This is a genomic window from Brevibacterium antiquum CNRZ 918 (assembly GCF_900169145.1).
Taxonomy (GTDB): Bacteria; Actinomycetota; Actinomycetes; order Actinomycetales; family Brevibacteriaceae; genus Brevibacterium; species Brevibacterium koreense.
This window is the reverse complement of record NZ_FXZD01000012.1, coordinates 21,879-35,369: the sequence shown is the minus strand read 5'-3', so window position 1 is coordinate 35,369 and position 13,491 is coordinate 21,879. Positions and strand designations below refer to the sequence as shown.

Below are 13,491 nucleotides of genomic sequence, written 5' to 3'. Positions count from 1 at the left end.
CACGAAGATCACCGCCGAGGCAACTCGCTCATTCGGCCGGAGCTGGGCTCTCAGCCCAGCAGAAAGCTGATTGTCGACAAACTCAGTCCAACAGGTCGTAGCGCACGATCGACTGCTCACGGTCCGGTCCGACGCCGATGACCGAGATCCGGCAGCCGGAGCGCTCTTCGAGTGCGAGCACGTACTTCTGTGCGTTGACCGGCAGGTCTTCGAAGGTCCGGGCGCCGGTGATGTCCTCGCTCCAACCCTCGAAATATTCGAAGACGGGCTTGGCGTGGTGGAACTCGGTCTGAGACATCGGCATCTCGTTCTGCCGGACGCCGTCGACCTCGTAGGCCACGCAGACGGGGATGGACTCGATGCCGGTGAGCACGTCGAGCTTCGTCAGCACGTAATCGGTGAAGCCGTTGACGCGGGCGGCGTAGCGGGAGATGACCGCGTCGTACCAACCGCAGCGGCGCGGACGTCCGGTGTTGACTCCGAATTCGCCGCCGGCCTTCTGCAGGTACTCCCCCATGTCGTCGAAGAGCTCGGTGGGGAACGGTCCGGCGCCCACACGTGTGGTGTATGCCTTGACGATTCCCACGACCCGATTGATGCGGGTCGGTCCGATGCCTGAGCCCACACAGGATCCACCCGCGCTCGGGTTCGACGAGGTCACGAACGGGTAGGTGCCGTGGTCGACGTCGAGCATCGTGGCCTGGCCGCCCTCCATGACGATGACCTCGTCACGGTCGAGGGCGTCATTGAGCAGCTGCTCAGTCTCGGCGACGTAGGGGCGCAGGCGTTCGATGAAGGGCTCGAAGTATTCGACGATCTCTTCGACGTCGACGGCCCGACGGTTGTAGACCTTGACGAGGAGTTCGTTCTTCTGCCGCAGTGAACCTTCGACCTTCTGGCGCAGGATCGATTCGTCGAAGATATCCTGGACACGGATGCCCAGCCGTCCGATCTTGTCCATGTAGGCCGGTCCGATGCCGCGTCCGGTGGTGCCGATGGCGCGCTTGCCCAGGAACCGTTCGGTCACTTTGTCCAGGGTCTGATGGTAAGGCGCGACGAGGTGGGCGTTGGCCGAGATCCGCAGCTTCGAGGTGTCCGCCCCACGCGATTCCAGGGCTTCGATCTCTTCGAACAGGGCTTCGAGGTTGACCACGACGCCGTTGCCGATGACCGGGGTGACGTTCGGGGAGAGGATGCCCGCCGGCAGAAGCTTGAGTTCGTACTTCTCGCCGCCGACGACAACCGTATGGCCTGCATTGTTCCCACCATTGGGCTTGACTACGTAGTCGACGCTGGTGCCGAGGATATCGGTCGTTTTGCCTTTACCTTCGTCGCCCCATTGGGCGCCGACGACAACGATTGCTGGCATGAGAGTTGTTCACCTCGAAGTGAAAGAGGGGGGATGACATTACCCGGGTAGTCTACTGGGTCACTATGACACGACTGCCATCAGCCCCGACTTCCCCGAACCTCGCCGAGGTGGCCCGGTGTGGACCTTCCGACTCACCGACCCGGTCACGCCTCTTGCCCCGCTGAGCCTGTCGTACCTATGCTGAGTCCACCAGTAGTTCCGTCGTTCGGGCATATTGCTCCTGAACATCGCCGGTGACGTCGACGTCAGGCTTGCAGCCCCGTTGGAGGTCGTCATGTCAATCGCGAGCCCGTCAGCTTCATCTTCAGCCCCATCGCGTCCGCCCCTTCCGTTCGCCAGCCGGGCCGAGCACCTCGTCGGCTCTGTCATCGATTCCTCCGTGGCGATGCTCGCCGCCTACGACCACGACATCGTCAAGTTCGGCATGGGGGCACCTGCCCCCGATATGCTGCCGGCCGAGGACTTCGCCCTGATTGCGAACAGCGTGTTCACCCCTGAGAGCTTCACCTACGGGGAGACGCAGGGCGAGCCGGTCCTCATCGACGCGTTGCTGAATTACCTGCAGGAGACCGGGCAGATCCCGGCCGAGCACTTCGGCAATCGTGACCGTCTGGTCATCACTACCGGCGGGATGCAGGGAATCGACCTCGGGTTCAAGCTCTTCGTCAGCCCCGGCGACCTCGTCCTCTGCGAGGCCCCCACGTACACGAACGGCTCGGCCACAGCGCTGAGCTATGAAGCAGAGATCGCCGAGGTTCCGGTCGACGACGAGGGCATGCAGGTGGATGCGCTCGAGGACATCGTGGCACGGGCCGGTCGGGCGCCCTCAGTGATCTATACGGTCCCGACGTTCCAGAACCCGGCCGGGGTGACGATGTCGCTGGCCCGGCGCCAGAAGCTCCTCGACTTCGCCCACCGCCACAATTCGGTCATCCTCGAGGACAATCCCTATGGCACCCTGCGCTTCTCCGGGGAGGACATCCCCTCGCTCAGTCAGCTCAGTCCCAACGATCCGCTGATCTTCGGCGTGCGTACGTTCTCCAAATTCGTTGCCCCCGGTCTGCGCATCGGCTGGCTCGACATCGATCCCCAGCTGCGCGGCCTGGTCATCAACGCCAAGCAGACCATGGACTCGTGCACGAGCCTCCCGACACAGCACATGGTCGCGAAATGGCTCAACGACGGCAATGCCGAAACGCACGTCGCCCATCTGCGCAGCTCCTACGGCGAGCGCAAGGCGACCATGACCGCGGGGCTCGAGCGACTCTTCGGCGATGAGATCCGATCGACGGATCCCGACGGCGGTTTCTTCCTGTGGGTGACGTTCAACGACGAGACCATCAACACCGAGGACCTCATGCCGGTGGCTCTGGAGGAAGGCGTGGCCTACATTCCCGGTCCGGCGTTCTCCCAGACCGGTGATTTCACGAACGCATTGCGCCTGTGCTTCGCCTCGGCGGCCCCGGACCGGATCGAAGACGGTCTGCAGCGTCTGCGCCGTGCCGTCGACAAGTACACGTCGACTCGTTCAGACGCCCGCCACTGACTTTCTCGGCACCCCGCGCCGGCGTTCGCTTCCTATCGCCGTGCCCTACCCCTCGCCGAGGCGGCTGATCCATTGGATGAGCAGCTGAGTCTCGGCCCCACCAAGGATCTCCGGGTGCGCGGCCGCACGTTCGATGACCGAGTGGCCGAGGCGCTGTCCGTCGTCGCTTGACTGCGCGGTGCCGGTGATCGACGCGAGCACGCCCTCGCGCACTCCCGCTGAGAGTTCCGGATCGCCTTTGCCTTGGATGATCAGGCGTAGCGTCACGCCGATGTTCGTCGCCAGGATGTGGGCGGCGGCCTGCTCATAGCTGACCACCAGCCGCCCCTGCTCCTCGGCCTGTCGCGTCAGCGAACGGAGGATTTCGCTCGGCTTCGACTGCGCTTCCGGCGAGTACCCCGGACGGACCTTGCCGTACATGAGCGTGTAGAAGCCGGGATTGTCCAATCCGAAGGACACGTGTGCATCCCAGCCCATCCGCAGATCCTGGATCGGATCACCGCTGGATTCGGAAGCGGACTTGGCCGACAGATACATGTCGAAGCCACGCTCGATGACGGCTTCGATGAGTCCCTGCTTATTGCCGAAGAAGTGATACAGAGTTGGCATCTTCACACCCACGGCATCACAGACTGCTCGCAGCGAGAAGTCCTCGCCGGGAGCTGCAGCAATAAGATCTGCTGCTGCGTTGAGCAACCGGGTCCGTGTATCGGGTGGAGCCATGTCTGTCATGTCGCTATATTATCGTGTATTGTCGATATGGCCAGATATACCAACGATACAGATGGAGTCACCATGACCAACCACTCGCTTCAGGGCAAGTCAGTTCTCATCGCCGGCGGCGGAAAGAATCTGGGCGGACTCATCGCCCGGCAGGCCTCCGAGGCAGGTGCTGATATAGCCATCCACTACAACTCCGAGTCCTCCCGCGCTGACGCCGAAGCGACGCTCGCCGCGGTCGAAGCCAACGGTGCGAAGGGTGTGCTCCTAACCGGAGACCTCACCCAGCCTGCCAACGTCGAGAGGCTGTTCGCTGATGCCACCTCGGCGCTGGGAACGATCGACATTGCGGTGAATACCACTGGCAAGGTGCTGCGCAAGCCGATCGCGGACACCACCGAAGACGAATACGACTCGATGTTCGACATCAATTCCAAGGCCGCCTACTTCTTCATCAAGGAAGCAGGAAAGCACCTGGCGGACAACGGCAAGATCATTACGATCGTGACCGCGCTGCTCGCAGCATTCACCGACGGCTACTCGACGTATGCCGGCGGAAAAAGCCCTGTCGAGCACTTCACCAGGGCGGCGGCGAAGGAATACTCGGACCGCGGAATCTCAGTCACCGCCATCGCCCCCGGGCCCATGGACACTCCGTTCTTCTACGGACAGGAGACACCCGAGCGGGTGGAGTTCCACAAATCACAGGGTATGGGCAATCAGCTCACCCAGATCGAGGACATCGCCCCGATCGTGCGATTCCTCGCGACCGAAGGCTGGTGGATCACCGGCCAGACGATCTTCGCCAACGGCGGATACACCACCCGCTGAGCCGAGCGACCGAACACAGCACCTACCTCAAAGAAGCCAAGGAGCACTCATGTCTGATTTCCAGATTCCCGAACCCATCGCCAGCTTCATCGACACCGTCAACGCTCACGACGATCAGGGCTTTCTTGACGCGTTCGCCGCCGACGGCACCGTCGACGACTGGGGTCGCGAGTTCACTGGCCGCGACGCCATCAAGGAGTGGAGTGATAAGGAGTTCATCGGCGCGACCGGTACTCTCACGCCTGAAGAGGTCTCAATCGACGGTGATGAGGTCACCGTCATCGGCGACTGGCGTTCAACATACGCGAACGGTCGATCCTCGTTCACCTTCGCAACTGCGAACGACAAACTGACCCGGATGACGATCCGCGAGGGCTGAGCCGCCTCTCCCTCTCAGGGGCCGCCGGATGCCAGCCATCCGGCGGCCCGACTCATATCCCGTGTGGCAGAATGAAGGTGACGTCCGCCAGCGTCACGGCGGTGGGGCTCGCCGTACCCAACCTCGGTTCTCCGACAACAGTCCCTACCTCGACCGGCGTCAGCATGCCCAGAAGGTAGGAGTTTCCGTGAGCAGCGCACCCAATACCGGATCCAATGGATCAGATCAGGCCCAGCCTGGCAACACCCCCATCATCGTCGGCATCGTCTCCGATCAGCCCGCCGAGGTGCTCACCACCGCGGCCACCTATGCGGCCCGCTTCGGAGCCGACCTCATCTGCGCCCACGTCGACGACTCGCGGTACACCGTCGAAGTCCGCCCGGACGGCTCGGCCCTCTCGATGCCCATCGACCCGGACACCACCGCCGAGGCGAGCGCCGAGTTCGACCCCGCCCTGCGCGCTCGCATCGCCTCCATCCTGGACGAAGTCGAAGTCGCGTGGTCGACGCGCGCCCTGGCCGGGTCTCCCGCCCAGGAGCTCTCCCGCCTCGCCGAGGCTCTCGATGCGCAGATGATCTGCGTCGGCGTTCGACGGTCCGGGGTCAAGGGCTCCCTGCACGAGTTCTTCAACGGTTCGGTCGCCATCCAGCTCTCACGTCATCAGCACCGCCCCCTCGTCGTCGTGCCGCTGCGAGCGGAGTCGACCTCCGCTGCGGACGTCGGGGGCGGAAAGTGAGCCGGCCCGTCCATCTGAGACTGCCCTACCTGGGGTTGGCACTTCTCGGCGGGACGGCGGGCACGGCCGCTCGTGAGTCGCTCGGGCTGCTCGTTCCACCGGGACACGACATCCCCTTCGCGATCCTCACCGTCAATGTCATCGGAGCCTTCCTTCTCGGCCTTCTCCTCGACGCGCTGGCCCGTCGTGGCCCCGACGAAGGGCGCAGGCGCAGGATGCGCATCATGGTCGGCACCGGCTTCATGGGCGGGTTCACCACCTACAGTGCGCTGGCCACGGATACGGCGCTCCTCCTCGGCGCCGGAGCTCCGGGCATCGGGCTCGTCTACGCGATCGCCACGCTCCTCCTCGGCGGTCTTGCCACCTGGGCCGGGATTGCGGCCGCGACCCTTGCACACAGCCGCCGGCCGAATCCGACTCACCGGCCCGGTGCCTCAGCCGCGAACACAGCTGAGACGGGCGGTGGAAAATGACTCCGCTGCTCTTCATCGCACTGGCTCTGGCCGGTGGCCTCGGGGCCTCATGCCGGATGTTCCTCGATGGCCTCATCAAGTCCCGGATCGGTGGGGCGATCCCGTGGGGCACGATCACCATCAACGTCAGCGGCTCACTGATCCTGGGCCTGCTCACCGGGTTGTCAAGCGCCCAGGTGCTGCCCGAGGCCTGGCATCTGATCATCGGGACCGGCTTCCTCGGCGGGTACACGACGTTTTCCACCGCGAGCTTCGAGGCCGTCCGCCTCATCCAGGAACGCAAGTGGATCCTCAGCCTGACCACCGGAATCGGGACGCTGGTGCTGGCGACCGTGGCGGCCGGGCTCGGCCTCTGGCTCGGTGGGAGCATCTGAGGGCTCTCATCATGAGAGCATTCTCATTGCTCCAGGCCCCGCCCATGTGACCGTCTCGTCCATACTGGTCGTATGGGACGCTACGGATGGCTGCTGCTGGTCGGAGTCGTGCTTCTCGGTGCCCTGGGGTGGGTCGGCGTGGGCAAGACCCTGACGGAGGATGACACTCAGCTGGGCCCTCCGGTCGTCGTCCCGACTCCGACAGTGAGTCATTCGCCGCAGGCGCCGAGCCAGGAACCGACTCTCGAGGCCACTCACAGCCCAGCTCCTCGGCCCTCCGGTTCGAGCGGGAGCGCAGGAGCAGCCGGCGCCGAGGGAGGCAATGACGGATCCACCTCCACAGGAGCCGCCCGCATCGCCCCCGCACCCCCGCGGACCGCCGGCGACGACGATGACGACCGTGACTACGACTCCGACGACGATGACGATGATGATGACGATGATCATGACGACGACTACGATGACGACGATCATGACGACGACCGGCACCAGGGCGACCACGATGAGGACGACGATGACGATTGACCGTCCGGAAGACATCAATGCCTGACACACGCCGTGGAGTGACCGCCAGAACACGCATTCTGGGGTGGATTCTGCTCATCCTCACGATTGCCGTATCGATCATCGTCGTCACCACTGCTCGCGCGGAGCTGTCACGAGTGAAGTTCCAGGCACATGCCGAACTCCAGCATGAAGTCGAGAAGTTCCGTGACTTCGCCACCAGGCCGGATCCGGCCAACGGGAAGGCCTACGGGTCAGTCGAGGAGCTGCTGACCAGTCACCTGCAGTACAACCTGCCCGAGCGCTCCGAGACCTTCTTCACCATCATCGACGGGCAGGAGTCCCAGCGCAGCCTCGACAATCCGCCGGTCCGGCTCGACAGGGACGCCGACTTCGTCGCCCGGGCCGCGCAGGTGACGGACCCGGAGATCACCGATATGACCACCGACACGGGTCAGTTGGCCTACGCTGTCGTTCCCGTCGGCATGCAGGGCGGAGAGCACACGGCCCAACTGGTCGTCGTCGAGTTCCTCAATCCCGAATACGATGAGGCCCGGTCGACGATCTGGACCATGACGATCATCGCCGTCCTCGCTCTGATCCTAGTCGGCCTCTTCGGCTGGCTGGTCGCCGGGCGGGTCCTGGCCCCGATACGCCAGTTGAGCGAGACGGCGGCGAGCATCGGCGAAGAGGACCTGACCCGCAGGATCGAGGTCACGGGCAATGACGATGTGGCCCACCTCGGCGTGGCCTTCAACCGCATGCTCGACCGCCTCGAAGCCGGATTCGACGGGCAGCGCCAGTTCCTCGACGATGCCGGGCACGAACTGCGCACCCCGATCACCGTTGTCCGCGGACACCTTGACGTCATGGGCGATGATCCCGAGGACCGCAGACACACCCTCGATCTTGTCAGCGACGAGCTGCGTCGCATGTCCCGGCTCGTCGACGAACTCATCATGCTCGCCGGCAGCGAACGGCCCGACTTCCTCGTGACCTCGACCACCGACCTCACCGATCTGGTGTTCGAAAGCTTCACCAAGGCCACAGCACTCGGGCAGCGCCACTGGGTCATCGACGCCACCCCAGAGGCTTTCGGGGCCGTCGATGAGCAGCGGCTGACGCAGGCGCTGCTGCAGTTGGCGGCCAACAGCATCGACCACACGGACGTGAACGACACCATCGCCTTCGGCGGCCGCGTCGGCCAGGGGACCATCGAGCTCTGGGTCCGCGACACGGGCTCCGGAGTCTCCTCCGAAGAGCAGGAACGCATCTTCGAACGCTTCGCCCGCGGCCGCAGGACCAAACACGGGCGTCGGGGAACCGGCCTGGGTCTGACCATCGTCGACCGCATCGCCCGGGCCCACGGTGGTAGCGTCTCAGTCAGCTCGGTCGAAGGCGAGGGCGCAACGTTTCGCATCGAACTGCCCTGGCACCACGCGGAAGAGGAGGACAGATGACTCGCATTCTCATCGTCGAAGACGAGGACCGCATCGCGTCCTTCGTGGAGAAGGGGCTGCGGGCCGAGGGCTACTCTCCGGAGATCGCCGAGGACGGCTACACCGCGATCGAACTTGTGCGCACCGGACGCTTCGACCTCGTCATCCTCGATCTGGGTCTGCCCGGCTTGGACGGATTCAGCGTACTGCGGCTGATCAGAGGCGCACGCCTCGATCTCCCGGTCATCATCCTCACTGCCCGGGAGTCCACCGAGGACACGGTCGCCGGACTCTCCGGCGGGGCCGATGACTATATGAGCAAACCGTTCGCCTTCGACGAGCTCCTCGCCCGGGTGCGCCTGCGTCTGCGCCCCTCGGGACCGCAGAACCCGTCTCTGCTGCGGGCCGGTGACCTCGCCCTCGACATCCACACCCGCCGGGCTCTGGTGGGTGAGCGAGCCATCGAGCTCAGCTCTCGCGAATTCACCCTCCTCGAGGTCTTCCTCCACCACCCCGACCAGGTGCTGAGCAGGGCACAGCTGCTCAGCCGGGTGTGGGGGCTCGACTTCGACCCGGGATCGAACGTCGTCGACGTCTATGTGAGGTATCTGCGGGAGAAGCTCGGACACGACACGATCGAGACCATCCGCGGCGCCGGCTATCGTCTGCGAGTCGGCGGCTGAGTCTCCTCCCAGCTGAAGATGAGAGAGCTCTCATCTTCAGCTCATCGTCGTCTTATCCCCACCCAGCAATCTGGAGAATGAACGTCATCAAGGAGGAAAAATGTCGCTTATTCTCTCACTGTGCACTGACCTGGTCGCCATAGTCATTCTCGCCTACGTCCTGTACTTCCGTCGGCACCGTCGCCGCGACCTGCTGCTGTCTTATGTTGCACTCAACATCGGCGTCGTCGCCGTGACCCTGGCACTGGGCTCCGTCGAGATCGGCATCGGTGTGGGCATGGGCCTCTTCGGCATCCTCTCGATCATCCGGCTGCGCTCGAACCAGATCACCCAGCAGGAGATCGCCTACTACTTCACCGCTCTGGCACTGGGCCTCCTGGCCGGTCTCCATCCGGACCCGGCGTGGCTGACTCCCGCACTCTCGGCGCTGGTCCTCGTCGCCATCGCGATTCTCGACAGTCCCCTCATCGCTTCGTCGACCATGCGTCACACTCTGACCCTGGACCGGGCGATCACCGACCACGACGAGCTCATCGACTACCTGTCGGCCATGTTCTCCGCCGACACGGTCCGTGCCGAAGTCCTCGACCTCGACCTGGTCCGCGACACCACCCTGGTCGATGTGCGCTACCGGGTGAAGCCCCACCGCCGTTCGCAGACCGACCAGACACAGGCCTCCCAGTCGCACGCCGATGTCGACGCCTACAGCCAGGCGGGAGCCGACCGCAACGACTCGACAGCGACGCTGCGATGACACTGGCAGATCATTCCCTCGCCGAGGCGGTCTCGGGCAGGGCAGCGGCTGACATGGGTTCGGCGGATATGGGCTCGGTGTGTATGGGTTCGGCGAGTATGGGCACCGGCGGCCTCGACGCCCAGCTCGAACGGATCGAGCCCATCTCGCTGGGCCAGCTCAATGAGCAGGCTCGCCTCATGACGCGCATCGACCGGAAGTACTTCCTTCCGCGGGACCTCTTCGTTTCGCTCCTGCGGGCCACGGAGAATGAATTCAAGGTTCTCCAGATCGGGCAGAAGAAGCGCTTCGAATACCGCACCATCTACTTCGACTCCCCGCAGTTCCGGTTCTTCCGCGACCACGTCCAGGGTCGTCGCCACAGGTTCAAGGTCCGCACCAGAACCTATATGGAGACCGGCACCTGCCATCTCGAGGTCAAGTCGAAGGGCTATCGGGGTCAGACGGTCAAGGAACGCATCGCCCATCCCATCGACAGTCCCGGAACCCTGTCGGAGTCGGACCATGACTTCATCGACTCGATCATCGGCGGCGGCTCGGGTCGGACCGTGTCTGCCAACCAGTTGGAACCGGTGCTTGAGACCATCTACGACCGGATCACGCTCTGCCATGATCAGCAGAGACTCACCTGTGACCTCGACATCCGGGCGATCAACGACGAGGGCCGCCACGACGGCCCCCACGACGTTCTGGTCGAGACCAAGTCCGCCGGCGGTGGCGGCGTCTGGGACACGCTCCTCAAACAGCGCGGAGTCCGGCCGCACAAGGTCAGCAAGTACTGTGTGGCAGCGTCACTGCTCTACCCGGAGCTGCCAAGCAATCCGTGGAAGCAGACGATCAAACGCTACTTCGCCTGAGTTCGGGGCCATGGGCCTGCCACAGCCAAGCGGGCAGGATCTCCTGTCAGCAGATACGGTTCCGCCCGCATAAGTCAGGGCAAAGGCCTCCACCGCAGGCTTCCGAGGAGTACTGTGTCCTCCACAGTGCGAAGAGGATCCAACGGAGGAATCGATGAGCAGCAGAGGCCGAAAACCCCGGAAACAGTCACCGGACGATTCCGGGGACCACGCTGCCGCGTCGGATTCTCCGGCTCCAGCGGCCGAAGATAAGAAGACCCCGCGCCCGCCAGGTACACGCCGCGCCACCGCTAAGCGCATGGTCAAACGCGTCATCGAGCGCGACGCCGTCCACCCGGCTCTGATCCCCGGTGTGGGCGTCGAACGCACCAACAGTGTCTTCACCACCAACCGAGCTGTCTTCGCCATCGCCGGCGTGCTGATCCTCGCCGTCATCGCTTGGGCCGTAGTTGCCCCGGACAATATCTCCGTCGTCGGCGACGCCTCACTGTCCTGGGTCTCAACCAACTTCGGCTGGATGTTCGGTCTGCTCGCCCTGGCCATCTTCTTCTTCATGATGATCCTCGGCTACGGACGGACCGGTGGAGTGCGATTGGGCGCTGACGACGAGAAGCCGGAGTTCTCAACGGTCTCGTGGATCGCCATGCTGTTCTCCGCAGGCATGGGAATCGGCCTCCTGTTCTACGGCCCCTACGAACCGACCGTGTATTTCGCCGATCCGCCCCACGGTTTCGACGTCGCAGCTGGATCCGTCGACGCCTCCCAGCATGCGCTGGCCCAGACTCTGCTCCATTGGGGGCCGATCGCCTGGGCATTCTATGCACTGGTCGGCGGTGCGATTGCCTACAGCGCCTATCGGAAGGGCCGCCGACCTTTGATCTCGGCGATCTTCCAACCGATCTTCGGGTCGAAGACCGAAGGGCCGATCGGTGCCTTCATCGATATATTCGCCATCGTCGTCACACTGTTCGGCACCGCGGTTTCTCTGGGGATCGGCGCTCTGCAGATCGGACGAGGCGTCGAGTTCGTCACCGGCATCGGGGAGGTCGGCAATACCTTCCTGGTGGCGACGATGTCGATCCTCACGGTTCTCTTCATCATCTCGGCGGTTTCAGGCATCAAGCGCGGAATCCGCATGCTGTCGAACATCAACATGGTTCTCGCCGGGCTTCTCGCCCTTTTCGTGTTCGTGGTCGGGCCGACGATCTTCTTGTTGAACTTCATCCCCGCCGCCGCAGCCGACTTCGTGCGAGACCTGGGAACGATGCTCGCACGAAACCCGAACCAGGGCCCCGAGACCGCCGATTTCATGTCTTCGTGGAACACTTACTACTGGGCCTGGTGGGTCTCGTGGACGCCGTTCGTCGGCATGTTCATCGCCAAGATCTCGCGCGGCCGAACCCTGCGCGAGTTCGTCACCGTCGTCATCATCGTTCCGTCAATCGTGTGCTTCCTGTGGTTCTGCATCTTCGGCGGAACGTCGATGTGGATGGACATGAACGGAACGGATGTCGGGGTCGGAGGCTCCGCAGAGGCGATGCTGTTCAACCTGCTGGGCAATCTGCCGTTCGGCGCCGTCACTCCGGTCCTGGCGATGATCTCGATCATCATCTTCTTCGTCACCTCAGCGGACTCGGCCTCCATCGTCATGGGGTCGATGTCCCAGCGAGGCAAACCGGAACCAACGGCATGGGTCACGATCGTCTGGGGTCTGCTGTTGGGCCTGACCGCTGTGTCTCTGCTCCTTGCCGGGGGCCAAGACGCTTTGTCGGGACTGCAGTCCATCATGGTGGTGTCGGCACTGCCATTCGCCTTCGTCGTCATGGGCATCATGGTCGCGTGGGCGAAAGATCTCAAGACCGATCCGTATATGCTGCGCCGCAAGTACGCGCATGCCGCGATCGCCCAGGGTGTCAGACTCGGCATCGCCGACTACGGTGATGACTTCGTCTTCGGCTCGAGTGAAGTGGCGAAGAACGAAGGTGCCGGCGCCTGGTTGAACAGCCAGGATCCGGACCTCACCGATTGGTACGTGGACCACACCGATTCCTACGAGATCCTCACCGCCGATGACGTGCTGCGCACGCTGGCTCCTGGCACGATCCAACCCAAGGGGCCCGATCGGGAGGATCTCACCTCGTCAGGTGAGAAGAGCATGTCAGTCCAGAGGCGCAGAGCCATAGACGTCAAGGCGGCACAGGAGAGGGCAGTGAAGCGGGCACAGGACGAAGCCTCACCCGAGCCGACACCGGATCAGTGACGGCTCAAGGCTGCGTTTTCGACGCCCCTACTCCCCCGCCGCAATCGCATCGATAGCGTCAGGGTCGGATGAGCGCAGGAATTCTTCGATCCGAGCAGCCTCTTCACCCTCGCCGATCGCACCAGCGGCGCGACCCAGGGCGTTGAGCGCGCGCAGGAATCCGCGGTTGATCTCGTGCTTCCACGGGATCGGTCCGGCACCGCGCCACCCGGCGGCGCGCAGGGAATCGAGGCCACGGTGGTAGCCGACGCGAGCATAGGCATAGGAGTCGACGAGGCGGCCCTCACCGTGAGCTTCATCGGCCAGGATCGCCCAGGCCAATGACGAGGCAGGCAGACCGGCGGCGATGTCGATCGGTTCCTCGCCGGCCTCGAGGCGCTTCTTCGCCTCCACGTCGGCGTGGTCGTCGGGCAGGTAGGTCGGCTGTGGGCCCAGCTGTGTGGCGTCGAGGTTTCCGATGTGTGATGGGTTGCCGATGGGCTGTGTCATGTCATCTCCTGATCGTTGGTCGAGTGCAGTGTGTGGTTGTTCGCTCACCGAGGCTGTCCCCGGCGGTTGTGCAG

Annotated in this window: 15 protein-coding genes; 12 read left to right on the top strand and 3 right to left on the bottom strand. The window is 63.9% G+C overall.

Features of this window, described 5'->3' with window-relative positions:
• Positions 1 to 82: 82 nt before the first annotated feature.
• Positions 83 to 1,369 carry an adenylosuccinate synthase gene (locus BANT918_RS14540; RefSeq protein WP_101620934.1) on the bottom strand — a complete coding sequence of 429 codons (1,287 nt, stop codon included), beginning with the start codon at positions 1,367 to 1,369 and terminating at the stop codon, positions 83 to 85.
• Positions 1,370 to 1,646: 277 nt separating this feature from the next.
• Here BANT918_RS14540 and BANT918_RS14535 point away from each other — a divergent pair, with 277 nt between their 5' ends.
• Positions 1,647 to 2,918 carry a PLP-dependent aminotransferase family protein gene (locus BANT918_RS14535; RefSeq protein ID WP_101620961.1) on the top strand — a complete coding sequence of 424 codons (1,272 nt, stop codon included), beginning with the start codon at positions 1,647 to 1,649 and terminating at the stop codon, positions 2,916 to 2,918.
• Between the two features lie 45 nt (positions 2,919 to 2,963).
• On the opposite strand, the gene BANT918_RS14530 is transcribed toward BANT918_RS14535, so the two are convergent.
• Entirely contained in the window at positions 2,964 to 3,650 is a 687-nt protein-coding gene (locus BANT918_RS14530) for a TetR/AcrR family transcriptional regulator (RefSeq protein WP_101620933.1), read from the bottom strand.
• A gap of 63 nt (positions 3,651 to 3,713) precedes the next feature.
• Between BANT918_RS14530 and BANT918_RS14525 the strand changes: the two genes are divergently transcribed.
• The 11 genes from BANT918_RS14525 (at position 3,714) to BANT918_RS14475 (ending at position 12,928) form a co-directional block, all read left to right on the top strand.
• A complete protein-coding gene (locus tag BANT918_RS14525; RefSeq protein WP_101620932.1) occupies positions 3,714 to 4,469 on the top strand; it encodes an SDR family oxidoreductase in 756 nt (251 codons plus the stop codon).
• 49 nt (positions 4,470 to 4,518) lie between these two features.
• The gene (locus BANT918_RS14520; RefSeq protein WP_101620931.1) at positions 4,519 to 4,848 is read left to right on the top strand and encodes a nuclear transport factor 2 family protein; all 330 of its coding nucleotides are present in this window, start codon (positions 4,519 to 4,521) and stop codon (positions 4,846 to 4,848) included.
• Between the two features lie 187 nt (positions 4,849 to 5,035).
• Complete coding sequence (locus tag BANT918_RS14515; RefSeq protein WP_167389487.1) at positions 5,036 to 5,584, top strand: universal stress protein; 549 nt, start codon at positions 5,036 to 5,038, stop codon at positions 5,582 to 5,584.
• Positions 5,581 to 6,057 (top strand): fluoride efflux transporter FluC, encoded by a 477-nt coding sequence (locus BANT918_RS14510; RefSeq protein WP_101620929.1) that lies wholly within the window; start codon positions 5,581 to 5,583, stop codon positions 6,055 to 6,057. The genes BANT918_RS14515 and BANT918_RS14510 overlap by 4 nt, the downstream gene beginning before the upstream one ends.
• The gene (gene crcB, locus BANT918_RS14505) at positions 6,054 to 6,431 is read left to right on the top strand and encodes a fluoride efflux transporter CrcB (RefSeq protein WP_101620928.1); all 378 of its coding nucleotides are present in this window, start codon (positions 6,054 to 6,056) and stop codon (positions 6,429 to 6,431) included. The genes BANT918_RS14510 and crcB overlap by 4 nt, the downstream gene beginning before the upstream one ends.
• A gap of 72 nt (positions 6,432 to 6,503) precedes the next feature.
• A complete protein-coding gene (locus BANT918_RS17570) occupies positions 6,504 to 6,956 on the top strand; it encodes a hypothetical protein (RefSeq protein WP_208618128.1) in 453 nt (150 codons plus the stop codon).
• A 17-nt stretch (positions 6,957 to 6,973) separates the two neighbouring features.
• On the top strand, positions 6,974 to 8,395 hold the full coding sequence (locus tag BANT918_RS14495) for a sensor histidine kinase (protein ID WP_101620927.1): 1,422 nt from the start codon (positions 6,974 to 6,976) through the stop codon (positions 8,393 to 8,395).
• Positions 8,392 to 9,057 (top strand): response regulator transcription factor, encoded by a 666-nt coding sequence (locus BANT918_RS14490; protein ID WP_101620926.1) that lies wholly within the window; start codon positions 8,392 to 8,394, stop codon positions 9,055 to 9,057. The genes BANT918_RS14495 and BANT918_RS14490 overlap by 4 nt, the downstream gene beginning before the upstream one ends.
• 100 nt (positions 9,058 to 9,157) lie before the next feature.
• Positions 9,158 to 9,811, top strand: coding sequence for a DUF4956 domain-containing protein (locus BANT918_RS14485; RefSeq protein ID WP_101620925.1), 654 nt, complete (start codon positions 9,158 to 9,160; stop codon positions 9,809 to 9,811).
• Positions 9,808 to 10,668, top strand: a complete 861-nt coding sequence (locus BANT918_RS14480) for a polyphosphate polymerase domain-containing protein (protein ID WP_101620924.1) — start codon at positions 9,808 to 9,810, stop codon at positions 10,666 to 10,668. Before BANT918_RS14485 ends, BANT918_RS14480 begins: the two co-directional genes overlap by 4 nt.
• A 154-nt stretch (positions 10,669 to 10,822) precedes the next feature.
• Positions 10,823 to 12,928 (top strand): BCCT family transporter, encoded by a 2,106-nt coding sequence (locus BANT918_RS14475; protein ID WP_324761575.1) that lies wholly within the window; start codon positions 10,823 to 10,825, stop codon positions 12,926 to 12,928.
• A gap of 27 nt (positions 12,929 to 12,955) precedes the next feature.
• On the opposite strand, the gene BANT918_RS14470 is transcribed toward BANT918_RS14475, so the two are convergent.
• On the bottom strand, positions 12,956 to 13,417 hold the full coding sequence (locus BANT918_RS14470) for a DUF3151 domain-containing protein (protein WP_101620922.1): 462 nt from the start codon (positions 13,415 to 13,417) through the stop codon (positions 12,956 to 12,958).
• Positions 13,418 to 13,491 lie beyond the last annotated feature (74 nt).

What these genes read in the sequence shown, in the direction of transcription:
- BANT918_RS14535 (WP_101620961.1), top strand. Translation starts at nt 1,647, where the DNA reads ATGTCAATCGCGAGCCCGTCAGCTTCATCTTCAGCCCCATCGCGTCCG.
- BANT918_RS14540 (WP_101620934.1), bottom strand. Translation starts at nt 1,369, where the DNA reads ATGCCAGCAATCGTTGTCGTCGGCGCCCAATGGGGCGACGAAGGTAAA.
- BANT918_RS14485 (WP_101620925.1), top strand. Translation starts at nt 9,158, where the DNA reads ATGTCGCTTATTCTCTCACTGTGCACTGACCTGGTCGCCATAGTCATT.
- BANT918_RS14475 (WP_324761575.1), top strand. Translation starts at nt 10,823, where the DNA reads ATGAGCAGCAGAGGCCGAAAACCCCGGAAACAGTCACCGGACGATTCC.
- BANT918_RS14490 (WP_101620926.1), top strand. Translation starts at nt 8,392, where the DNA reads ATGACTCGCATTCTCATCGTCGAAGACGAGGACCGCATCGCGTCCTTC.
- crcB (WP_101620928.1), top strand. Translation starts at nt 6,054, where the DNA reads ATGACTCCGCTGCTCTTCATCGCACTGGCTCTGGCCGGTGGCCTCGGG.
- BANT918_RS14495 (WP_101620927.1), top strand. Translation starts at nt 6,974, where the DNA reads ATGCCTGACACACGCCGTGGAGTGACCGCCAGAACACGCATTCTGGGG.
- BANT918_RS14520 (WP_101620931.1), top strand. Translation starts at nt 4,519, where the DNA reads ATGTCTGATTTCCAGATTCCCGAACCCATCGCCAGCTTCATCGACACC.
- BANT918_RS17570 (WP_208618128.1), top strand. Translation starts at nt 6,504, where the DNA reads ATGGGACGCTACGGATGGCTGCTGCTGGTCGGAGTCGTGCTTCTCGGT.
- BANT918_RS14525 (WP_101620932.1), top strand. Translation starts at nt 3,714, where the DNA reads ATGACCAACCACTCGCTTCAGGGCAAGTCAGTTCTCATCGCCGGCGGC.
- BANT918_RS14480 (WP_101620924.1), top strand. Translation starts at nt 9,808, where the DNA reads ATGACACTGGCAGATCATTCCCTCGCCGAGGCGGTCTCGGGCAGGGCA.
- BANT918_RS14470 (WP_101620922.1), bottom strand. Translation starts at nt 13,417, where the DNA reads ATGACACAGCCCATCGGCAACCCATCACACATCGGAAACCTCGACGCC.
- BANT918_RS14530 (WP_101620933.1), bottom strand. Translation starts at nt 3,650, where the DNA reads ATGACAGACATGGCTCCACCCGATACACGGACCCGGTTGCTCAACGCA.